Below are 20,922 nucleotides of genomic sequence, written 5' to 3'. Positions count from 1 at the left end.
ATTTTTCTCTTCAACCGGACCGGCTGTTTGTGTGAAGTGATTCACATCCGCCGTGTCGATGGAGGCGCATTATAGGGAGTCGACTCAGGAAGACAAGCGGAAAAATGCATTTTTGTTTCAACCGCTCACCTTTTATCCATAACGCTTACTTTTGCTGCTTTTTTATCGCCATTGGCAGGTCCGCCAGACTATTTAGCACTAAATCTGCCGCATTTTCTGCTTCCGGAGTGACTGGCTTGCCTGTGCGCACTAATACCTTCGTTCCTACATTTGCAGCTGTCGCCGCCTGCATATCTTCTATTTTGTCGCCCACCATATAAGAAGCAGCCATATCGATGTGCAGAAAGTCTCGCGCTGAGATAAACATGCCCGGATGTGGTTTACGGCAGTCGCAGACCTGGCGGTACTCTTCGACTGTGCCCTGTGGATGATGAGGACAATAATAGATACCATCCAGATCAACATCGCGATCGGCCAATGACCAATCCATCCATTCAGTCAACGTTTCGAATTGTGCCTCGGTAAATTTGCCACGGGCAATACCAGACTGGTTCGTCACGACAATCAGCGCATAACCCATCTTTTTAAGTTCACGCATAGCATCAATGACACCGTCGATAAATTCAAACTCGTCGATCTCATGGACGTAACCGTGGTCCACATTAATAGTGCCGTCACGGTCGAGAAAAATTGCGGGTACAGACTTTGCCACCTTTTATAGCTCCTGAATAAGGCATGTTGCTCTAGTATCGCATGTTTCGGCGGGCAAGAAAGTGCTCATCGTGCAAAGCCCGATTGATTTAGACGTCTGGATGCCTTAACATCCATCTTGTTGACGGCGTCGACCGTACCAGACAGACGAAAATGCCACGGCTAACTTAATTACGATAATAAATAACCAATGATTAAACTTTCGAATATCACCAAAGTGTTCCAGCAGGGGACTCGCACGATTCAGGCGCTAAACAATGTCAGCCTGCATGTTCCCGCCGGACAGATTTATGGCGTTATTGGTGCCTCCGGTGCCGGTAAAAGTACACTCATTCGCTGCGTAAACCTGCTCGAGCGCCCGACTGAAGGCAGTGTTCAGGTTGGCGGTCAGGAGCTGACGACGCTCTCTGAATCCGGGCTGACTAAAGCGCGCCGTCAAATTGGCATGATTTTCCAGCACTTTAACCTGCTCTCCTCCCGTACTGTTTTTGGCAACGTTGCGCTTCCGCTGGAGCTGGATAACACGCCAAAAGAAGAGATTAAACGTCGTGTGACGGAACTGTTGGATTTGGTTGGCCTTGGCGACAAGCACGACAGCTACCCGGCGAACCTTTCCGGTGGTCAGAAGCAACGTGTAGCGATTGCCCGTGCTCTGGCAAGTAACCCTAAAGTACTGCTGTGCGATGAAGCCACCAGCGCCCTCGACCCCGCTACGACCCGCTCGATTCTCGAATTACTGAAAGATATTAACCGTCGCCTGGGTCTCACCATTCTGCTGATTACTCATGAGATGGACGTTGTAAAACGTATCTGTGACTGCGTCGCGGTCATCAGCAATGGTGAACTGATTGAGCAGGACACCGTCAGCGAAGTGTTCTCACACCCCAAAACCCCGCTGGCACAGAAGTTTATCCAGTCCACGCTGCATTTGGATATTCCGGAAGATTACCTGGAACGTTTAAAAGCAGAGCCGCAAGCCGACAGCGTGCCCATGCTGCGCATGGAGTTCACCGGTCACTCTGTTGATGCACCATTACTCTCAGAAACGGCCCGCCGTTTTAATGTGAATAACAACATTATCAGCGCGCAGATGGATTACGCCGGCGGCGTGAAGTTCGGCATCATGCTGACTGAAATGCACGGTACACAAGAAGACACACAAGCTGCCATTAGCTGGTTGCAGGAACACCACGTAAAAGTAGAGGTACTGGGTTATGTCTGAGCCGATGATTTGGCTGCTGGTTCGCGGCGTATGGGAAACGCTGGCAATGACCTTTGTGTCCGGTTTTTTTGGCTTTGTGATTGGCCTGCCCGTTGGCGTACTGCTGTACGTAACGCGTCCAGGACAAATCATTGAGAACGCGAAGTTGTACCGCACGCTTTCTGCGCTGGTTAACATTTTCCGTTCCATCCCATTCATTATTTTGTTGGTCTGGATGATTCCATTCACCCGCATGATTGTTGGCACCTCTATCGGTTTGCAGGCTGCTATCGTCCCGCTAACCGTTGGCGCCGCGCCATTTATTGCTCGTATGGTTGAGAACGCCTTGCTGGAGATCCCAACCGGGCTGATTGAGGCCTCCCGTGCGATGGGCGCTACACCGTTACAGATCGTGCGTAAGGTATTGCTGCCTGAAGCTCTCCCCGGTCTGGTCAATGCAGCAACGATTACCCTGATTACCCTGGTCGGTTACTCAGCTATGGGCGGTGCTGTCGGTGCAGGCGGTCTTGGCCAGATTGGCTATCAGTATGGTTACATTGGGTATAACGCTACCGTAATGAATACAGTACTGGTATTGCTCGTCGTTCTGGTTTATTTAATTCAGTTATCCGGCGATCGCATCGTCCGGGCAGTCACGCACAAATAACGTTACACACAACACTAAAAACTCATTAAGAAAAGGAAATAAGCATGGCGTTCAAATTCAAAACCTTTGCGGCAGTTGGAGCCCTGATCGGTTCTCTGGCACTTGTGGGTTGTGGCCAGGATGAAAAAGATCCTAACCACATCAAAGTGGGTGTTATCGTTGGCGCAGAGCAGCAGGTTGCTGAAGTCGCACAGAAAGTGGCTAAAGAAAAATACGGTCTGGATGTTGAACTGGTCACGTTCAACGATTATGTCCTGCCCAATGAAGCGCTGAGCAAAGGCGATATCGATGCAAACGCCTTCCAGCACAAACCGTACCTGGATCAGCAGATCAAAGATCGTGGTTACAAACTGGTTGCCGTAGGCAATACCTTTGTTTATCCGATTGCAGGCTACTCCAAAAAAATCAAATCACTGAATGAACTGCAGGATGGCTCTCAGGTCGCTATTCCAAACGACCCGACTAACCTCGGCCGTTCCCTGCTGCTGTTGCAGAAAGTCGGCTTGATTAAACTGAAAGATGGCGTTGGCCTGCTGCCGACCGCGCTGGACGTGATTGAAAACCCGAAAAACCTGAAGCTGGTTGAACTGGAAGCGCCGCAGTTGCCACGCTCACTGGACGACGCGCAAATCGCACTGGCAGTCATCAACACCACCTATGCCAGCCAGATCGGCCTGACTCCGGCAAAAGACGGTATCTTTGTTGAAGATAAAGATTCCCCATACGTGAACCTGATCGTGACTCGTGAAGACAATAAAGATGCTGAGAACGTGAAGAAATTCGTTGAAGCATACCAGTCAGACGAAGTGTACGAAGCGGCAAACAAAGTCTTCAACGGCGGTGCTGTTAAAGGCTGGTAATTTTAGGCTGTTTTCACAATCTGTAATATCATCAGGACGGGCGCTTGCCCGTCTTGTCATTTATGCAAGCACCTGATTCAATATCTGACGTTTAGATCATTCATTGAGGAAATATTATGCGTGCTTTACCGATCTGTTTAGTAGCACTCATGCTGAGCGGCTGTTCTATGTTAAGCAGATCCCCTGTTGAACCCGTTCAAAGCACCGCTACCCCGCCAAAAGCGGAGCCGGAAAAACCAAAAGCACCGCGCGCGACGCCGGTCAGAATTATTACCAACGCAGAAGATCTGGTCGGTAAACCATTCCGCGATCTTGGCGAAGTGAGTGGAGAGTCCTGCCAGGCATCAAACCAGGATTCCCCTCCGAGTATTCCAACCGCACGCAAACGCATGCAGATAAACGCATCCAAAATGAAAGCCAATGCGGTATTGCTGCACAGCTGCGAAGTCACCAGCGGGACGCCGGGTTGCTATCGTCAGGCTGTTTGCATCGGTTCTGCCCTGAACATTTCGTCTAAATGAGTCATTTTCAGTTCGAGCAAATAGGCGTTATCCGCTCTCCTTATAAAGAAAAGTTCGCTGTGCCGCGCCAGCCGGGTCTGGTGAAAAGCGCCAACGGCGAACTGCATTTGCTCGCGCCCTATAACCAGGCCGATGCTGTTCGCGGCCTGGAAGCATTCAGCCATTTGTGGGTGATTTTTGTTTTTCATCAGACAATGGAAGGTGGATGGCGTCCAACCGTGCGCCCACCCCGTCTGGGCGGTAACGCCAGAATGGGCGTCTTTGCCACGCGTTCAACCTTTCGCCCTAACCCTGTCGGGATGTCGCTGGTTGAGTTAAAAGAAATTGTCTGCCACAAAGAGCGCGTTATTCTGAAACTCGGTAGTCTGGACCTGGTCGACGGAACGCCGGTGGTCGACATCAAACCTTATCTGCCATTTGCAGAAGCACTGCCTGACGCCACAGCCAGCTACGCGCAGCATGCGCCGGTTGCTGAAATGGCGGTAAGTTTCACTACGGAGGTTGAACAACAGCTTCTGACGCTGGAAAAACGTTATCCATTGCTGAAAACATTTATCGGCGAAGTACTGGCACAGGACCCACGTCCTGCGTATCGTAAGGGTGAAGAGACAGGCAAAGCGTATGCCGTCTGGCTACACGATTTCAACGTGCGCTGGCGCGTAACGGAAGAAGGTTTTGAAGTCTTTGCGCTTGAACCCCGCTAATTTCGTGCCCTTCTCTTTTGACATCCCTTTCTCGCTGGTAAACTAAACCACTTTTTTTGTGTCAGGCTGGCATCCAGCCTGTTCGATCGTTCAACTGGAACCGTAACAACATGCGTACTAGCCAATATCTGCTCTCCACTCTGAAGGAGACTCCTGCCGACGCCGAAGTCATCAGCCACCAGCTGATGCTGCGCGCCGGGATGATCCGCAAGCTGGCCTCCGGGTTATACACCTGGCTGCCGACCGGCGTGCGCGTCCTGAAAAAAGTCGAAAACATCGTGCGTGAAGAAATGAACAACGCCGGTGCGATCGAGGTGTTGATGCCGGTCGTTCAGCCTTCTGAACTGTGGGAAGAGAGCGGTCGTTGGGAACAGTACGGCCCGGAACTGCTGCGTATCGCAGACCGTGGCGATCGCTCATTCGTACTCGGCCCAACGCATGAAGAAGTCATCACCGACCTGATCCGTAATGAGCTGAGCTCTTACAAACAGCTGCCGCTGAACTTCTATCAGATCCAGACGAAATTCCGTGATGAAGTTCGCCCACGATTCGGCGTGATGCGTTCCCGCGAATTCCTGATGAAAGATGCGTACTCTTTCCATACTTCTCAGGAATCTCTGCAGGAAACTTACGACGCGATGTATGCCGCGTACAGCAAAATCTTTAGCCGTATGGGCCTGGATTTCCGCGCAGTACAGGCTGATACCGGCTCTATCGGCGGTAGCGCTTCTCACGAATTCCAGGTGTTGGCACAAAGCGGCGAAGATGACGTTGTATTCTCCGACAGCTCCGATTTTGCTGCCAACATCGAATTTGCTGAAGCCGTTGCGCCGAAAGAACCCCGCGCAGCCGCCACTCAGGAAATGACGCTGGTTGACACACCGAATGCGAAAACTATCGCGGAACTGGTTGAGCAGTTTAATCTGCCCATTGAAAAAACCGTTAAAACCCTGCTGGTGAAAGCGGTTGAAGGCAGCAGCTACCCGCTGGTTGCTCTGCTGGTTCGCGGCGATCACGAGCTGAACGAAGTTAAAGCAGAAAAACTGCCGCAGGTTGCCAGCCCGCTGACTTTTGCTACTGAAGAAGAAATCCGTGCCGTCGTGAAAGCAGGTCCGGGTTCACTCGGTCCGGTGAACATGCCAATCCCGGTGGTTATCGATCGTACCGTGGCGGTAATGAGCGATTTCGCTGCCGGTGCAAACATCGATGGTAAACACTACTTTGGTATTAACTGGGATCGTGATGTTGCAACGCCAGAAGTGGCAGATATCCGTAATGTGGTCGCAGGCGACCCAAGCCCGGATGGCAAAGGTACACTGCTGATTAAACGTGGTATCGAAGTGGGTCACATCTTCCAACTGGGTACCAAGTATTCTGAAGCGATGAAAGCTGCCGTTCAGGGTGAAGATGGCCGTAATCAGATTCTGACCATGGGCTGCTACGGTATCGGGGTGACTCGCGTTGTTGCTGCCGCTATTGAGCAGAACTTTGACGATCGTGGCATTGTATGGCCGGATGCTATCGCACCGTTCCAGGTCGCTATTCTGCCAATGAACATGCACAAATCCTACCGTGTGCAGGAACTGGCAGAGAAGCTGTACGCAGAACTGCGTGCACAGGGTATCGAAGTGCTGATGGACGATCGTAAAGAGCGTCCGGGTGTGATGTTTGCCGATATGGAACTGATCGGTGTTCCGCACACCATCGTGCTCGGTGACCGTAACCTCGATAACGATGATATCGAATACAAATATCGTCGTAACGGCGAGAAACAGCTGATTAAAACCGGCGACATTGTTGACTATCTGGTCAAAGCGATTAAAGGCTAACACCAGCAAAAGGCCCTGATAATCAGGGCCTTTTTTTACATGGATTGTATAAAATGGCTAAACCAACAGCGTATTACCGACTGCTCTTCCCCATCTGTCTTCTTCTTTCAGCCTGCACGGTTGACGTCAGTCAGCAGAATTCATCTGCAACCGCTGTAGATGCACAGGCAAAAAAATGGGTGGTAAAATTCCAGCATCAAAGCTCATTTACCGCTAAGGCACTACATGAGATTACAGATACCGACCTCAAGCCTGGCGATCTATTATTCTCTTCCAGCCTTGGGGTCACGTCATTCAGTATCCGCGCGTTCAGCACTTCTTCCGTCAGTCATGTCGCCGTTTACCTGGGTAATAATGAAGTTGCAGAAGCGACCGGGGCGGGCGTACAAATCGTTTCTCTTAAGCAGGTGGAAAAGCACAGTGATAAGCTTTTTGCCCTGAGGGTCCCCGACCTCACCCCGCAGCAGGCCGAAGACATCAAAATATTTGCCTATAAAATCAAGGACAGCGGCTATAACTATCGCGGCATCGCAGAATTTATTCCGTTTATGATGACCAAGCAAATATGTTCGTTGAATCCTTTCTCAGAGGATTTTCGCCAGCAATGCATCAGCGGACTGGCGAAAGCACAATTGAGCAATACCAGCGAGGGGGAAAAGAAGGCGTGGTTTTGCTCCGAATTCGTGAGTGATGCGTTTGCCAAAGCCGGGCATCCGCTAACGATGGCGCAGTCGGGTTGGATCAGTCCTTCCGACCTGATGCATATGCGCGAAGGCGATATTTCCGCGTTTAAGTCTGAAACGCAGCTACAGTATGTCGGCCACCTGAAGTTAGGAATTTATATCAGAACGAGCCGCTTTGTTGGATTGATCTGATAAAATCTATGAAGCCGAAAATAGGAAAAACTGTCCGCGAAATCACCGGACAGTTTTTATAAGCGACAGATTAATTTTCGCAACTCTGCCCGGGGATAAACTTAATTTCTTTATCCGCTCTTAAAGTTTTAACTGGCACGCCCGTATCCGGATTTGCTTCCATCGTGAAGTGCCCTTCCACCGTTAGCAGAACCGCCTTATCCGTTGCGCCACGCGCAGCCAGATAATCTCGCTCCAGTTGCGCATTGTTCGCTACAGAAACGCGTTTACCCGTTGCGCAGTCGGTAAAGATCGCCGCATCCGCCATGTAGAAATACATCCCACGCATCGGCATTGGCGTCACGGGCAGACTGGCAGAAACCGGCTGCAAGGTGTAGTTGAGCTGTGACTCAATTGGATTGCCTTCACGATCGAGCATTTCCAGTGCCTCGCCTTTTGCCCGGTAGTAAGACTTTTCACCTTTGCTGTCCGTCAGCACCAGCTTGTCAGCCGTACGCGCCCACGAGCCATATGAAGCAAACGAAGAGGGTTCATCACGTACGCCCTGATAGCGTTCGTTCATTACCCATGTTCCATCTTTTTCCAGGAACAAAGAGGTTTCAATCCCTTCGCAGTCCGCACAAGGCAAGATGCCACGCCAGCTTTGCTGCATCGGTTTTAATTCTGCCGCTTGTGTCGGTTGCAGAACATCAACTTCAGAGCGATTGTTACAGCCGATCAAGGCAAAGAGTGTAAATACAGCTGCTAATGACAGTATTGCTGTTTTCACCACAGATTCCTTCTAAATATTGTATTCCCATTCGTCAGTCCTGTGGGCGACGAACTTTCCCGCGCAGTGCCTTCACAGTGGATTTTTGCGCCTTCGATGACAATCTGCGCTCTTTTGAAGCGCGTGTCGGGCGCGTTGCCTGCCTGCTTTTCTGCACTGCGGTTAATTCTTTAATCACTGCCACCAGCCGGGATATTGCCGCTTCCCGGTTCAATTCCTGGCTACGGTATTCCTGAGCCTTAATAATAATGACACCATCGCCGCTGATCAGATGATGGCTGGCAGCCAATAGGCGTTCCTTGTAATACTCTGGCAGGCTGGAGGTCCGAATGTCAAAGCGCAAATGAATAGCCGTTGAGGTCTTGTTAACGTGCTGTCCACCTGCCCCCTGTGCCCGAATAGCGGTGATTTCCAGCTCGTTATCAGGGATAGAGACATTTCGGGAGATAATAATCATCAACGCTGCTGCCACGCAGACAGATGAATTTCCAGATTGTTCTGAGAGTCTGACAACCAGATAGCACCGTCCTGAATAGTTGCCTGCAGCGCCATGGTGCGTCCTGCGAACTCACTCAGTTGCGCCAGTTGTTCATCATCCAGATACCACACGGATAAATTGGCAAACTGCGCGCATCGGGTCTGATTCTGCTGCCACCAGATTTGCGCTGCGCGGCTGTTATAGGCAAACAAAGCGACTTCAGCAGACTGGGTACACGCCTTCTTAAGGCGACGTTCATCCGGCAAACCGAGTTCAATCCAGAGATCGATGCCCAGGTGATCGTTGCGCAACCATGCTTCGGGTTCGTCTTCAGCGCTTAAACCCCGCGTGAATTGCAGCCGCTCGTCAGCATATTTAATCCATGCCAACAAACGCAACATCATGCGTTCCTGGGTTTCTGAAGGATGACGCGCCAGCGTCAATGTCGCGTCAAGAAACTGGTTGCGGTCGAGATCCGCTACATTGACGACGGCTTTATAGATTGTCGCTTTAAGCGCCATGGGAGAACTCCTTTTGAATCAGGCGTCCATTGTAGCGAAAACTGTGGCAAAAGGCTGCTAACCGCTAACGAACGTACCGTCTATCAAGGCGCTGATATTGCTTGAATGAGTATGGTATAGTCACCTTGCTAAACAGAGTTTATCTTCGTAGGCTTAGACTTGCATCCACGGTTAAGTCAGAGTGCTGACAGGAGGGCATGTGGAAAAATATTGTGAGTTAATACGCAAGCGGTACGCGGAAATCGCCAGCGGAGACTTAGGGTATGTCCCGGATGCGCTGGGTTGCGTATTGAAGGTACTTAATGAAGTGGCGGCAGACAGCGCCCTTTCAGAGTCGGTCAGGGAAAAGGCGGCCTATGCTGCCGCGAACTTACTGGTGAGCGATTATGTCAATGAATGAAACGTATCAACCCATCAACTGTGATGATTACGACAATCTTGAACTCGCCTGCCAGCACCATTTGTTACTGACGCTGGCGCTCAAAGATGGCGAAGTTCTGCAGGCGAAAGCCAATGACCTGGTTTCACGCAAAAATGTGGAATATCTGGTCGCCGATGTCTCGGGTGAAACCCGTGAGCTTCGCCTCGACAAAATTGCCAGCTTCAGCCACCCGCAAATCGGTACTGTGGTGGTCAGCGAATCCTGATTATTTTGTTGCCGGATGGCGGTGCAGGCTCCTTATCAGACCTACTTTCCATACGATACGTAGGCCTGATAAGCGCAGCGCCATCAGGCACGCCACACCAGACTCACCCCGTCTTCATCTTTTGCCAGCCCGTCATGCGTCACGAAGGCCCCTGCAGCCGCAATCAGCGTGTCACCGTAAAACAGTAATGGCGTGGTGTCTCGCCGCCAGGGAGGAATACCCTGCTCCTGCCAGATTTTTTTAAGCTTACGCCCACCGTTACGCCCGACAATATGCAATAACCCTGGCGCTTTAAAACGAATACTAACGGGTTCATCAACGTGTGGCCTGCGCAGCTCACCCGTAGCGATAAGCTGTATCTCGCCCAACCCTGCAGGCAGCGCTAACGGCGTTTTCCAGGATTGCCACGGGATGACGGTTTCACTTTGCCCGTCAACCGACTTCACCCACCACAGCTGCGACTGATAACGGCGGACGTCATACTCACCAAGGTGAAAACAGGGCGATGCGTCCTCACGTGCCAACGCGACTTCCTGCCAGATACGTTCTAACGCATCACGGGAAGGCATCGGTGCATTTAATCCTGCCAGCCAGCGACGAAGCAGCGCAGCACGTCGTACGGTACTCATCGTCATTAATGGCCCGAGCAAGAGTGTACCTTGCGCCGTAACGCAGTTGGCTAAATCGTCGGTCAGCAACTCATCCAGTAAACGTTCCTGCTCGGCACACAGCGCAGCGCTACGGGCTGTAGCTTGCGCAAAGCGCGGCCACCGCTGTTGCAGGTGCGGGATAATACGCAGACGTAAGAAGTTGCGATCGTAGGCATCATCCTGATTACTTTCATCTTCAATCCACCGTAATTCATGCTGGCGCGCCCACTGCTCAAGCGCACCACGCGTTTGCATCAACAGAGGTCGAATGAGTTGGGTACCGCTAAAAGGCGAACTTTCCCCCATGGCCGAAAGCCCTGCAGGACCACTACCACGCTTAAGCGCTAACAAAAATGTCTCACATTGATCGTCCAGATGCTGAGCGGTCATCAGCACCTCTCCAGGCAACAGTGTCTGCGCAAAGGCCTGATAGCGCGCTCGTCGGGCTTGCGCCTCGATGCCCAGCCCGTCATCCTGCAGATGAACCCGCTCAACCACCAGTGGAACCTGCCACTGCACGCATACCGCCTCACAATGTTGCACCCAACGGTCTGCGTGCGGGCTTAACCCATGATGTATATGGATGGCCCGCAGAGAGACCTCCGGATGCTGCATTCGCCACAGCACCAGTTGGTGCAACAGCACGGTAGAGTCGAGGCCGCCGCTAAAGGCAACGAGGATCGCGTTAGTGTTCAGAAGTGAAGTATTCAGCGTAAGTGTCGTCATGATGATTGCTTACAATAGCATTGCCCGGCACGTTACCGGGCTAAAGCGACAATGACAAGCCTTACAGCTCATACAGTTCAAGCGGTAATCCGTCTGGATCGTTAAAAAACGTAACGCGTTTACCGGTAAAGGGATCGATGCGCACCGGCTCACATTTCACATGGTGGCCTTCAAGATGAGCAATCGACTTTTCCACATCCTCGACGCTGAACGCCAGATGGCGTAAACCGCAGGCTTCCGGTCTACTGGGACGACAGGGGGGAAATGGAAAAGAAAAAAGCTCAATCACGTACTGGCCATTCAGCGCCAGATCACCTTTCCAGGAGTCACGTTCTTCCCGGTAGGCTTCACTCATTAACGTGAAGCCTAATACATCACAGTAAAATGCCTTACTGGCCCTGTAGTCCGTCGCAATAATGGCAATATGGTGAACCTGTTTTAACCCCAGCATGTTCTTCGCCTCTTTAATTTTACTCTCAGCACGTTACTCGTGCGCAACGGGTTCAGGCAAGTCGTTATGCCATTTTTAGGACTCTCACACGATACACGCCGTCCTCTCCCAACTTAGCTCCATGAATATCAGTTTCAAATCCAGGGTAGCGCTGCCCCACAGAGCACAGCATCAGCAGGAAATCGAGCACTGACCGGCTTTTTTCTGTGATCATTTCTCCGGGCATCAGCAGCGGGACACCGGGAGGATAAGGCAAGATCATATTGGCAGAAACGCGCCCCACCAGTTGATCGAGGGTCACGGTCTCCACTTCACCTTTGATCTGCCGCTGCCAGGCCTGATGTGGCGTCATTTTCATTTCCGGCAACGTGTCGAATGCCCGCAGCATCAACCCGGAGAGATCGTGTTGGCGGATCAATCGATGGATTCCCTGTGCCAGATCCTGAATGCGCATATTGCGATAAAAATCGGGATCCTCAGCATACAGATCCGGCAGCATGTTTTTAACGCGTAAATTCAGATCGTACGAACGTTTAAATTCCGTTAGTCCACGTAGCAGACCCATCGCCCGGGTTTTATCAATACCAATACTGAACAGGAATAACAGATTATACGGGCCCGTTTTCTCCACGACGACACCGCGTTCATCAAGGAATTTCGCCACCAGTGCAGCGGGGATCCCCTCTTCGCTCATATTTCCCTGCTCATCCATCCCTGGCGTCAGAATGGTCACTTTCACCGGGTCGAGGTACATATGGTCGGCATCAGCATCAACAAATCCGTGCCAGTCTTCGCCAGGTGCTACTGGCCAGCACTCTGCTTCATCCACTTTTTCGGGCTGCCAGATATCAAAGAACCAGCCGTCAGATTCTTCACGCAGTCGCTGTACTTCTTTGCGAAAGTGTAATGCCCGCTCAACGGAGCGATTGATTAATCGCTTACCTGAGTTTCCACGTAGCATCGCTGCCGCCGTCTCGATCGAAGCGACAATCGGGTAACTCGGTGAGGTGGAGGTGTGCATCATAAAGGCTTCGTTGAAGGTCTCTTCGTCATAATCGCCTTTAATATGAATCAGCGAAGCCTGCGACAGCGCAGCCAGCATCTTGTGGGTGGACTGGGTTTCAAAAATCACCTTTCCCGGCACCCGATCGCCGCTCATACCACTTTTTCCCTGATAGATTGGATGAAAATGGGTATATGGCACCCAGGCTGAATCAAAATGAATAGAAGGCACATCCAGCGTTTGTTTGATCCAGTTAGTGTTGTAGAGCAACCCATCGTAAGTGGAGTTAGTAATTACCGCATGCACTGGCCATTGCGCCTGTACCGTCTCTGCGACCTTGCGCTCAATACTCTCCCGGGTAAATTCACTCTTAGGTATACCACCAAGAATACCCAGCGCATTACGCGTCGGCTTGAGCCATACGGGCACGACATCGCTCATCATCAGCAAATGCGCCAGAGACTTATGACAGTTGCGGTCAATCAGTAGCGTACTTCCCGAAGGTGCGGCATACATGCCAACAATTTTATTCGATGTCGAGGTGCCATTAGTGACCATATAGCTTTGCTCGGCACCAAACGTGCGCGCAATGTACTCCTCCGCTTCGAGGTGCGGACCGGTATGGTCGAGCAGCGATCCCAGCTCAGTCACCGAAATGGAGACATCCGCCTTAAGCGTATTGCCGCCAAAGAAATCGTAGAACAGGCAACCGACCGGACTTTTCTGGTATGCCGTTCCCGCCATATGTCCTGGGGTACAAAAAGTGTACTTTCCCTCTTTTACATAGGTAAACAGCGCTTTGGTAAAAGGTGGCGTAATGTTGTCGAGATATTCATTGGTGTACTGGCGAATACGCGTGGCAATATCGTCAGACTGACCCAATGCGTACTCAAAGAACCACAGCGCCATGCGCAGATCGTGTGCGCTGACATCCATCGTCGAATGGGTATTGATAAAGGCGTAAAGTGGGAGGTATTCGTTAAGCTGGTTGATGTCGCTACACAAATCCAGGCTGTATTCATCCCAGTCAAAAATGACGCCACAAATTCGCGGGTTGTGCTCAATAAATTTCAGCAAGTCGTTGCTATTCTGCGGCCAGATAATCTGAAACCCCTGCTGCTGTAGCGCACGTTCAAGCTCCTTGATGGGCTCATCTTTATAAAAGACGCCATGCGGTCCCATGATGGCAATGATATTCATGCGTTCCTCCTGGAAAAACCTTAGTTAATCATAGCCTGGTCAAACCGCAGGTAAAAAAAAGGGCCACAAAGCTGTGGCCCTTTTCAGAATAAATGCAGTTTACGCGTAGCCGTAACTCATCAAACGCTGATAACGACGGTTTTTCAAATCATCTTTGCTTAACACGTCCAGATCGGCAAGGTCGACCAACAGCTGTGCTTTCAGTGATGCAGCCATCACTTCCGGGTTACGGTGTGCTCCACCCAGCGGCTCCGGGATGATAGAGTCGATAAGTTTCAGCTCTTTCAGACGCGGTGCGATAATCCCCATCGCTTCTGCAGCCAGCGGGGCTTTGTCTGCACTTTTCCACAAAATAGAAGCACAACCTTCCGGGGAGATAACGGAATAGGTGCTGTATTGCAGCATATTCACTTTATCACCCACACCGATTGCCAGTGCACCACCGGAACCACCTTCACCGATAACGGTACAGATGACCGGCACGCTCAGACGTGACATCTCACGCAGATTACGCGCAATCGCTTCAGACTGGCCACGTTCTTCCGCGCCCACACCCGGGTAAGCCCCTGGGGTGTCGATGAAAGTAATGATCGGCATATTGAAACGCTCAGCCATTTCCATCAGACGTAGCGCTTTGCGATAGCCTTCCGGCGCTGGCATGCCGAAGTTACGACGAATTTTCTCTTTGGTCTCACGGCCTTTCTGATGACCGATGATCATCACCGGACGGCCATCCAGACGCGCGATGCCGCCGACAATGGCCTTGTCATCTGCATAGGCACGATCGCCCGCCAGCTCATCAAATTCATCAAACGCCAGGCGGACATAATCCAGGGTGTATGGACGCTGTGGATGGCGAGCCAGCTGGGCTACCTGCCATGCGCCAAGATCGGCGAAGATTTTACGCGTCAGTTCTACGCTTTTTTCACGCAGACGATGCACTTCTTCATCGATGTTAATATCCAGTTTCTCATCCTGACGGCTAACCGCAGTCAGAGAATCGATTTTTGCTTCCAGCTCTGCAATCGGCTGTTCAAAATCAAGGAAATTCAGACTCATAGTATTCCTGTATTAGTCAAACTCCAGTTCCACCTGCTCCGAACCAATAAGGCCACGGAGATCGTTTAACAAACGATCGCTCGGAGAGACACGCCACGTTGCGCCAAAACGCAATCGTGCTCGTGCATCCGCCCTCTGATAGTAGAGATGTACTGGAATTGTCCCCGAGCGGTGGGGTTCCAGAGACTGACGGAGTCGGTTTAAAAGCTGGTCATCAATTTGCCTGTCCGTCAGCGAGATAGCAAGCCCGCGAGCATATTTTTCCCGGGCTTCGTCAATATCCATGACTTCACGGGCCATCATTTTAAGCCCACCGCTGAAGTCATCAAAGCTGACCTGTCCGCTGACGATAAGTATGCGGTCTTTTTCCAGCAATTGCTGGTATTTATCCAGGGCATCGGTAAATAACATCACTTCCAGACGCCCGGAACGGTCATCCAGTGTACAGATGCCGATACGATTGCCACGCTTGGTGACCATTACCCGCGCAGCAATGACGAGCCCCGCAGCCGTGGTAACTTTACCACGTTCTGTCGGATGCATGTCTTTCAGCCTGTAGCCTCCGACATAGCGCTCAATTTCTTTTAAATACTGGTTGATAGGGTGTCCCGTCAGATAAAGTCCTAACGTTTCACGCTCACCGTCCAGTACCACCTGTTCCGGCCACGGTTGGCAGCTGGCATAGGATTGCTCAATTTGTTCCGGCTCTTCCGCCAGTACGCCAAACATATCGGCCTGACCGATAGCTTCCGCTTTCGCATGTTGATCGGCGGCTTTAAGCGCATCGTTCAGTGAGTTCATTAGAGCTGCACGATGCGGCCCCAGGCGGTCAAACGCCCCGGACATAATCAGCTTTTCCAGCACCCGGCGATTAAGTTTTTTGATATCCGTACGGGCACAGAGATCAAACAGCTCGCGGAAGTAACCGCCTTTATTACGCGCCTCAATGATAGCTTCAATTGGCCCCTCACCCACACCTTTTATCGCGCCGATACCGTAGACAATCTCGCCATCATCGTTAACGTGAAAATGGTACAATCCGGAGTTGATATCTGGCGGCAGGATTTTCAGCCCCATACGCCAGCATTCATCCACTAATCCCACCACTTTCTCGGTGTTATCCATATCAGCTGTCATCACCGCCGCCATAAACTCAGCGGGGTAATGCGCTTTCAGCCACAGCGTCTGGTAAGAGACCAACGCATAGGCAGCGGAGTGCGATTTGTTAAATCCGTAACCGGCGAACTTCTCCACCAGGTCAAAGATTTTCATCGCCAGCTCGCCGTCTACACCACGCTTCTTCGCCCCTTCCTCAAAGGTGCCGCGCTGCTTGGCCATCTCTTCTGGCTTTTTCTTACCCATCGCACGACGCAGCATATCCGCGCCGCCAAGAGTATAACCAGACAGCTCCTGGGCAATCTGCATGACCTGTTCCTGATACAGGATAATGCCGTAGGTTGGCTCCAGTACCGGTTTCAGGCACTCATGTTGCCACTGCACATCTGGGTAAGAGATCTCTTCACGCCCGTGCTTACGGTCAATAAAGTTATCTACCATCCCCGACTGTAGCGGACCGGGGCGGAACAGTGCCACCAGGGCTATCATATCTTCGAAGCAGTCAGGCTGCAGTCGCTTGATAAGATCTTTCATACCGCGGGATTCAAGCTGGAAGACGGCTGTCGTCTCCGAGCGTTGCAGCATGTCAAAACTTTTCTTGTCGTCCAGCGGGATAGCGGCGATATCCAGCGGCGGTTCGCCGTTCTTTTCGCGCCGCGCGTTGATCATCTCCAGCGCCCAGTTGATGATAGTGAGCGTGCGCAGACCGAGGAAGTCGAACTTCACCAGGCCGGCGTATTCCACATCGTTTTTATCAAACTGGGTAACCGGGTGCAGCCCCTGCTCATCACAGTACAGCGGTGCAAAATCAGTAATTTTTGTCGGGGCGATAACGACACCACCGGCGTGTTTACCTGCGTTACGCGTGACGCCTTCCAGCTTGCGCGCCATATCAATAAGCGCCCGAACCTCTTCATCTGCCTCATAGATTTCCGGCAGTTGAGGTTCAGCCTCAAAGGCTTTAGCCAGCGTCATACCCGGATCGGGCGGTACCAGTTTCGAGATACGGTCAACAAACCCGTATGGGTGCCCCAGTACTCGACCCACGTCACGGATAACCGCTTTCGCCGCCATGGTACCGAAGGTAATAATCTGCGAAACCGCATCGCGCCCATACATTTCCGCGACGTGTTCAATAACCTGGTCGCGTTTCTCCATACAGAAGTCAACGTCGAAATCAGGCATCGAGACACGTTCCGGGTTCAGGAAGCGTTCGAACAGCAGGTCAAATTCCAGCGGATCAAGGTCGGTAATTTTTAACGCGTAAGCCACCAGCGAGCCCGCACCAGAACCACGTCCAGGGCCTACAGGTACACCGTTATCTTTCGACCACTGGATAAACTCCATTACGATCAGGAAGTAGCCTGGGAACCCCATCTGGTTGATAACTTTAAGTTCAACTTCCAGACGTTCATCATAAGGCGGTCGCTTCTGCGCACGGACTTCAGGATCGGGGAACAAAAATTCCAGACGTTCTTCCAGGCCCTCACGCGATTTCGCGACGAGGAAATCCTCGGTGGTCATGTCGCCTGTCGGGAACTGCGGCAGGAAGTATTCGCCCAAGCGCACCGTCACGTTGCAACGTTTGGCAATCTCGACAGTGTTTTCCAGCGCCTCCGGGATATCGGAGAACAGCTCGCACATCTCCTCTTCGCTGCGCATATACTGCTGCGGCGAGTAGTTACGCGGGCGTTTTGGATCATCAAGCGTAAAACCGTCGTGGATCGCCACGCGGATTTCGTGTGCATCAAAGTCACCGGTTTCAAGGAAGCGAACATCGTTGGTCGCGACCACCGGCAGGCCGCGTGTTTCGGCCAGTGCTACTGCAGCATGCAGGTAATTTTCTTCATCCTGTCGACCGGTACGGATCAGCTCAAGGAAGTAGCAATTAGGGAAATGCTCTTCATAAAACGCCACGCACTCGTCGACCAGTGTGCTGTTCCCGCGCAACAGGCTGCGTCCGACATCACCCATACGGCCGCCGGAAAGCAAGATTAACCCTTCTTTTAGCTCTATCAGCCAGTCTCTGTCGATCACCGGCCCTTCTGCGCCATAGCCGCGCTGATAGGCTTTTGATATCAACAATGTCAGGTTCTGGTAGCCCGTATTATTAGCAGCCAATACCGTCAGTTGCGTGAGCTCATCACCCAACAGTTCGCTACGAACATGAAAATCTGCGCCAACAATCGGCTTAATACCTGCGCCATGACCCGCTCCGTAAAACTTCACCAGACCACACAGGTTGGTAAAATCGGTGATCGCCAGCGCAGGCATGCCCAACGCGGCCGCCTTTTTCACCAGCGGCCCGGTTTTCGCCAGCCCATCGATCATGGAATAGTCGCTGTGCACCCGCAGGTGGACGAAACGAGGTTCAGACATCTTCAGATTCCTTTAACACAAGAATCAGGACGTGAGTCCCAGTGCGCGTTTGACAGGAGCAAAACTGCGACGATGGTGCTCAATTGCACCATGCTCAGCGAGCGCAGCCAGATGAAAAGCGGTTGGATAACCTTTGTGCTGAGCAAAACCATACTGCGGGAAAACCTTATCCAGCTCGGCCATTTCAGCATCGCGCGTCACTTTCGCCAGGATGGACGCTGCGCTGATTTCCGCAACGCGGCTGTCACCTTTCACCACCGCCATCGACGGCATCGGTAAGGCCGGGCAGCGGTTTCCATCGATCAGGACGTATTCCGGCGCAATATGCAAACCTGCAACCGCACGCTGCATTGCCAGCATTGTGGCGTGCAGAATGTTCAATTCGTCGATTTCATGCGGTTCCGCACGACCCAGGCCCCAGCTTAACGCTTTATCTTTGATTTCATCAAAAAGCGCCAGTCGACGCTTTTCCGACAATTTTTTGGAGTCGTTAAGACCAACTATCGGACGTGCCGGATCAAGAATAACAGCGGCAGTCACTACCGCGCCAACCAATGGACCACGTCCAACTTCATCCACACCCGCCACCAAATGCGTATGTGGATAAACAAATTCAATCATTGTGCTAACTCCAGAACGGCATCCGCTGCCTGCTCATCCGCATTGCAACGGATCTGCTGGTGCAATTCGCGGAACGTGTCGTGCATCGCATGGCTGGTTTTACCGTTCGCCAGCAAAGGCAGCAACGCCTGCGCCAGCGCCTGCGGTTTACATTCATCCTGCAACAGCTCTTTGACGAGTTCTCTTCCCGCCAGCAGGTTAGGCAGCGATACGTAATCGGTCTTCACCAGACGTTTTGCCAACCAGAAAGTGAAAGGTTTCATTCGATAGCCGACAACCATTGGGCATTTTGCCAGCATACATTCCAGTGCAGCCGTGCCAGAGGCCAGTAGCGCAGCATCACTGGCGACCATTGCTTCACGTCCCATTCCGTTGAGCATATGCACGGAAAGTTCCGGGGCAACCTCAGCCTTGATACGTTCAAATTGCTCGCGCCGTTTGGCATTGACCAACGGCACGACGACTTCGAGATCCGGATAATGCTGACGTAATAGCTGCGCCGTTTTCAGAAAATCGGCGCTGAGCATCTCCACTTCTGCACCACGACTCCCAGGCAAAAGCGCCAGGCAGTGAGCATCATGAGGAATGCCTAACACATCACGCGCCGCGTTTTTATCTGGATCCAGCGGCATGGCGTCCGCCATGGTGTGACCGATAAAGCGACACGGGACGTTAAATTTGTCATAAAACGCTTTTTCGAAAGGCAGAAAGGCCAGCACCATATTGGTGGATCTGCCTATTTTGAAAACGCGTTTCTGTCGCCACGCCCATACAGAGGGGCTGACATAATGAATGGTTTTAATACCCTGCGATTTCAGGTTACCTTCAAGGGTAATGTTGAAATCAGGCGCATCAATCCCGACGAAAACATCCGGCTTAAGGTCGGTGAATCGGCGAGTGAGATCGGCACGGATATGCAGTAAACGACGCAGGCGCCCGAGCACTTCTACAATGCCCATTACTGCCAGTTCTTCCATTTCGTACCAGGCTTCACAGCCTTCCGCCTGCATCAATGGACCCGCAACGCCAACAAAACGCGCATTGGGAACACGAGCCTTGAGCGCACGAATTAAACCGGCACCAAGAATATCGCCGGAGGTTTCTCCGGCGACAAGGGCAATCGTTAAAGGACGCTGCTCAGTCATTAACGAATCAGACCACGCGTTGAGCGTTCAAAGAAGTCACTAAAAGCCTGAACATCGGGGTACTGCTTCGCCAGTTCGGCGATTTCCGGTTTCACTTCCTCAAGCGTTTTACCGCTGCGGTACAGCGCTTTATAGGCGTTGCGGATCGCGGTAATAGCTTCACGGGTGAATCCGCGGCGTTTCAGACCTTCGATGTTAACGCCAAATGGCGTCGCGTGGTTGCCCTGGGCGATAACGTATGGCGGGACGTCCTGGGCTACGCCAGAGCAGCCACCAACCATCACGTGTGCACCAATAATGCAGAACTGATGCACCGCGGTCATGCCGCCGATGATAACAAAATCATCAAGTGAAACATGTCCGGCAAGTGTCGCGTTATTCGCCAGAATGCAGCGGTTACCTACCGTACAATCATGCGCAACGTGTGCGTTAATCATCAGTAAGTTATCGCTACCCACCTTCGTCAACCCACCGCCCTGCACTGTGCCACGATGAATGGTGACGCTTTCGCGAATGCGGTTGCGATCGCCAATTTCCACACGGGTCGGTTCACCAGCATATTTCAGGTCCTGGTTCACTTCACCAATGGAGGCAAACTGATAAATCTCGTTATCGCGACCAATTTTTGTATGGCCATTCACGACAACGTGAGACTTCAGTACGGTACCCTCACCAATTTCAACATGGGGTCCAACAATACAAAATGGGCCAATGTGAGCATTAGCGCCAATGCTGGCGCCGTCTTCGACAATGGCTGTTGGGTGAATAAAGGCGGATTTATCAATCACG

The 20,922-nt window shown here is 51.9% G+C and carries 21 protein-coding genes; 9 read left to right on the top strand and 12 right to left on the bottom strand.

Annotation, left to right across the window (positions count from 1 at the left end; genetic code table 11):
• Positions 1-145 precede the first annotated feature (145 nt).
• Entirely contained in the window at positions 146-712 is a 567-nt protein-coding gene (gene gmhB / locus OGX95_RS20815; protein WP_048212629.1) for a D-glycero-beta-D-manno-heptose 1,7-bisphosphate 7-phosphatase, read from the bottom strand.
• 189 nt (positions 713-901) lie between these two features.
• Between gmhB and metN the strand changes: the two genes are divergently transcribed.
• The 7 genes from metN (at position 902) to OGX95_RS20780 (ending at position 7,368) form a co-directional block, all read left to right on the top strand.
• Positions 902-1,933 (top strand): methionine ABC transporter ATP-binding protein MetN, encoded by a 1,032-nt coding sequence (gene metN / locus OGX95_RS20810; protein WP_048212630.1) that lies wholly within the window; start codon positions 902-904, stop codon positions 1,931-1,933.
• The gene (locus OGX95_RS20805; RefSeq protein ID WP_005132073.1) at positions 1,926-2,579 is read left to right on the top strand and encodes a methionine ABC transporter permease MetI; all 654 of its coding nucleotides are present in this window, start codon (positions 1,926-1,928) and stop codon (positions 2,577-2,579) included. Before metN ends, OGX95_RS20805 begins: the two co-directional genes overlap by 8 nt.
• Positions 2,580-2,623: 44 nt before the next feature.
• Positions 2,624-3,439 (top strand): methionine ABC transporter substrate-binding lipoprotein MetQ, encoded by an 816-nt coding sequence (metQ, locus tag OGX95_RS20800; protein ID WP_286630820.1) that lies wholly within the window; start codon positions 2,624-2,626, stop codon positions 3,437-3,439.
• 116 nt (positions 3,440-3,555) lie between these two features.
• Positions 3,556-3,960, top strand: a complete 405-nt coding sequence (gene rcsF / locus OGX95_RS20795; protein ID WP_040230040.1) for an envelope stress sensor lipoprotein RcsF — start codon at positions 3,556-3,558, stop codon at positions 3,958-3,960.
• Positions 3,957-4,664 carry a tRNA (N6-threonylcarbamoyladenosine(37)-N6)-methyltransferase TrmO gene (gene tsaA / locus OGX95_RS20790; protein WP_286630819.1) on the top strand — a complete coding sequence of 236 codons (708 nt, stop codon included), beginning with the start codon at positions 3,957-3,959 and terminating at the stop codon, positions 4,662-4,664. Before rcsF ends, tsaA begins: the two co-directional genes overlap by 4 nt.
• 110 nt (positions 4,665-4,774) lie before the next feature.
• Positions 4,775-6,493 carry a proline--tRNA ligase gene (gene proS / locus OGX95_RS20785; RefSeq protein WP_040230039.1) on the top strand — a complete coding sequence of 573 codons (1,719 nt, stop codon included), beginning with the start codon at positions 4,775-4,777 and terminating at the stop codon, positions 6,491-6,493.
• 53 nt (positions 6,494-6,546) lie between these two features.
• Positions 6,547-7,368, top strand: a complete 822-nt coding sequence (locus tag OGX95_RS20780) for a YaeF family permuted papain-like enzyme (RefSeq protein WP_286630818.1) — start codon at positions 6,547-6,549, stop codon at positions 7,366-7,368.
• A 70-nt stretch (positions 7,369-7,438) separates the two neighbouring features.
• Here the strand turns inward: OGX95_RS20780 and nlpE are convergent, their stop codons facing one another.
• Genes nlpE through OGX95_RS20765 form a run of 3 tightly spaced genes read right to left on the bottom strand, consistent with a single transcriptional unit; the run spans position 7,439 to position 9,136 of the window.
• Positions 7,439-8,140, bottom strand: a complete 702-nt coding sequence (gene nlpE / locus OGX95_RS20775) for an envelope stress response activation lipoprotein NlpE (protein ID WP_286630817.1) — start codon at positions 8,138-8,140, stop codon at positions 7,439-7,441.
• A 31-nt stretch (positions 8,141-8,171) separates the two neighbouring features.
• The gene (arfB, locus tag OGX95_RS20770) at positions 8,172-8,594 is read right to left on the bottom strand and encodes an alternative ribosome rescue aminoacyl-tRNA hydrolase ArfB (RefSeq protein ID WP_286630816.1); all 423 of its coding nucleotides are present in this window, start codon (positions 8,592-8,594) and stop codon (positions 8,172-8,174) included.
• Positions 8,594-9,136, bottom strand: a complete 543-nt coding sequence (locus OGX95_RS20765) for a YaeQ family protein (protein ID WP_286630815.1) — start codon at positions 9,134-9,136, stop codon at positions 8,594-8,596. Before OGX95_RS20765 ends, arfB begins: the two co-directional genes overlap by 1 nt.
• A 199-nt stretch (positions 9,137-9,335) precedes the next feature.
• On the opposite strand from OGX95_RS20765, the gene OGX95_RS20760 reads away from it, so the two are divergent.
• Positions 9,336-9,536 (top strand): YaeP family protein, encoded by a 201-nt coding sequence (locus OGX95_RS20760; RefSeq protein ID WP_005132083.1) that lies wholly within the window; start codon positions 9,336-9,338, stop codon positions 9,534-9,536.
• The gene (rof, locus tag OGX95_RS20755; RefSeq protein ID WP_048212636.1) at positions 9,523-9,783 is read left to right on the top strand and encodes a Rho-binding antiterminator; all 261 of its coding nucleotides are present in this window, start codon (positions 9,523-9,525) and stop codon (positions 9,781-9,783) included. Before OGX95_RS20760 ends, rof begins: the two co-directional genes overlap by 14 nt.
• Before the next feature lie 83 nt (positions 9,784-9,866).
• On the opposite strand, the gene tilS is transcribed toward rof, so the two are convergent.
• From tilS to lpxA, 8 genes are all read right to left on the bottom strand, one after another.
• Positions 9,867-11,159, bottom strand: a complete 1,293-nt coding sequence (tilS, locus tag OGX95_RS20750) for a tRNA lysidine(34) synthetase TilS (protein WP_286630814.1) — start codon at positions 11,157-11,159, stop codon at positions 9,867-9,869.
• 61 nt (positions 11,160-11,220) lie between these two features.
• Positions 11,221-11,610, bottom strand: coding sequence for a VOC family protein (locus tag OGX95_RS20745; protein WP_286630813.1), 390 nt, complete (start codon positions 11,608-11,610; stop codon positions 11,221-11,223).
• A 64-nt stretch (positions 11,611-11,674) separates the two neighbouring features.
• Positions 11,675-13,813: a lysine decarboxylase LdcC gene (gene ldcC / locus OGX95_RS20740; protein WP_286630812.1), complete on the bottom strand. Its 2,139-nt coding sequence runs from the start codon at positions 13,811-13,813 to the stop codon at positions 11,675-11,677.
• Between the two features lie 99 nt (positions 13,814-13,912).
• On the bottom strand, positions 13,913-14,872 hold the full coding sequence (accA, locus tag OGX95_RS20735; protein WP_286630811.1) for an acetyl-CoA carboxylase carboxyl transferase subunit alpha: 960 nt from the start codon (positions 14,870-14,872) through the stop codon (positions 13,913-13,915).
• A 12-nt stretch (positions 14,873-14,884) separates the two neighbouring features.
• Complete coding sequence (dnaE, locus tag OGX95_RS20730; RefSeq protein ID WP_286630810.1) at positions 14,885-18,367, bottom strand: DNA polymerase III subunit alpha; 3,483 nt, start codon at positions 18,365-18,367, stop codon at positions 14,885-14,887.
• 24 nt (positions 18,368-18,391) lie between these two features.
• Positions 18,392-18,988 (bottom strand): ribonuclease HII, encoded by a 597-nt coding sequence (rnhB, locus tag OGX95_RS20725; protein ID WP_286630809.1) that lies wholly within the window; start codon positions 18,986-18,988, stop codon positions 18,392-18,394.
• On the bottom strand, positions 18,985-20,133 hold the full coding sequence (gene lpxB / locus OGX95_RS20720; RefSeq protein ID WP_286630808.1) for a lipid-A-disaccharide synthase: 1,149 nt from the start codon (positions 20,131-20,133) through the stop codon (positions 18,985-18,987). The genes rnhB and lpxB overlap by 4 nt, the downstream gene beginning before the upstream one ends.
• A complete protein-coding gene (lpxA, locus tag OGX95_RS20715) occupies positions 20,133-20,921 on the bottom strand; it encodes an acyl-ACP--UDP-N-acetylglucosamine O-acyltransferase (protein WP_005132096.1) in 789 nt (262 codons plus the stop codon). The genes lpxB and lpxA overlap by 1 nt, the downstream gene beginning before the upstream one ends.
• Position 20,922 lies beyond the last annotated feature (1 nt).

It is taken from the genome of Citrobacter sp. Cu233 (assembly GCF_030332225.1).
Taxonomy (GTDB): Bacteria; Pseudomonadota; Gammaproteobacteria; order Enterobacterales; family Enterobacteriaceae; genus Citrobacter.
The sequence above is the reverse complement of the archived record's forward strand: the minus strand, read 5'-3'. Positions and strand labels throughout refer to the sequence as shown.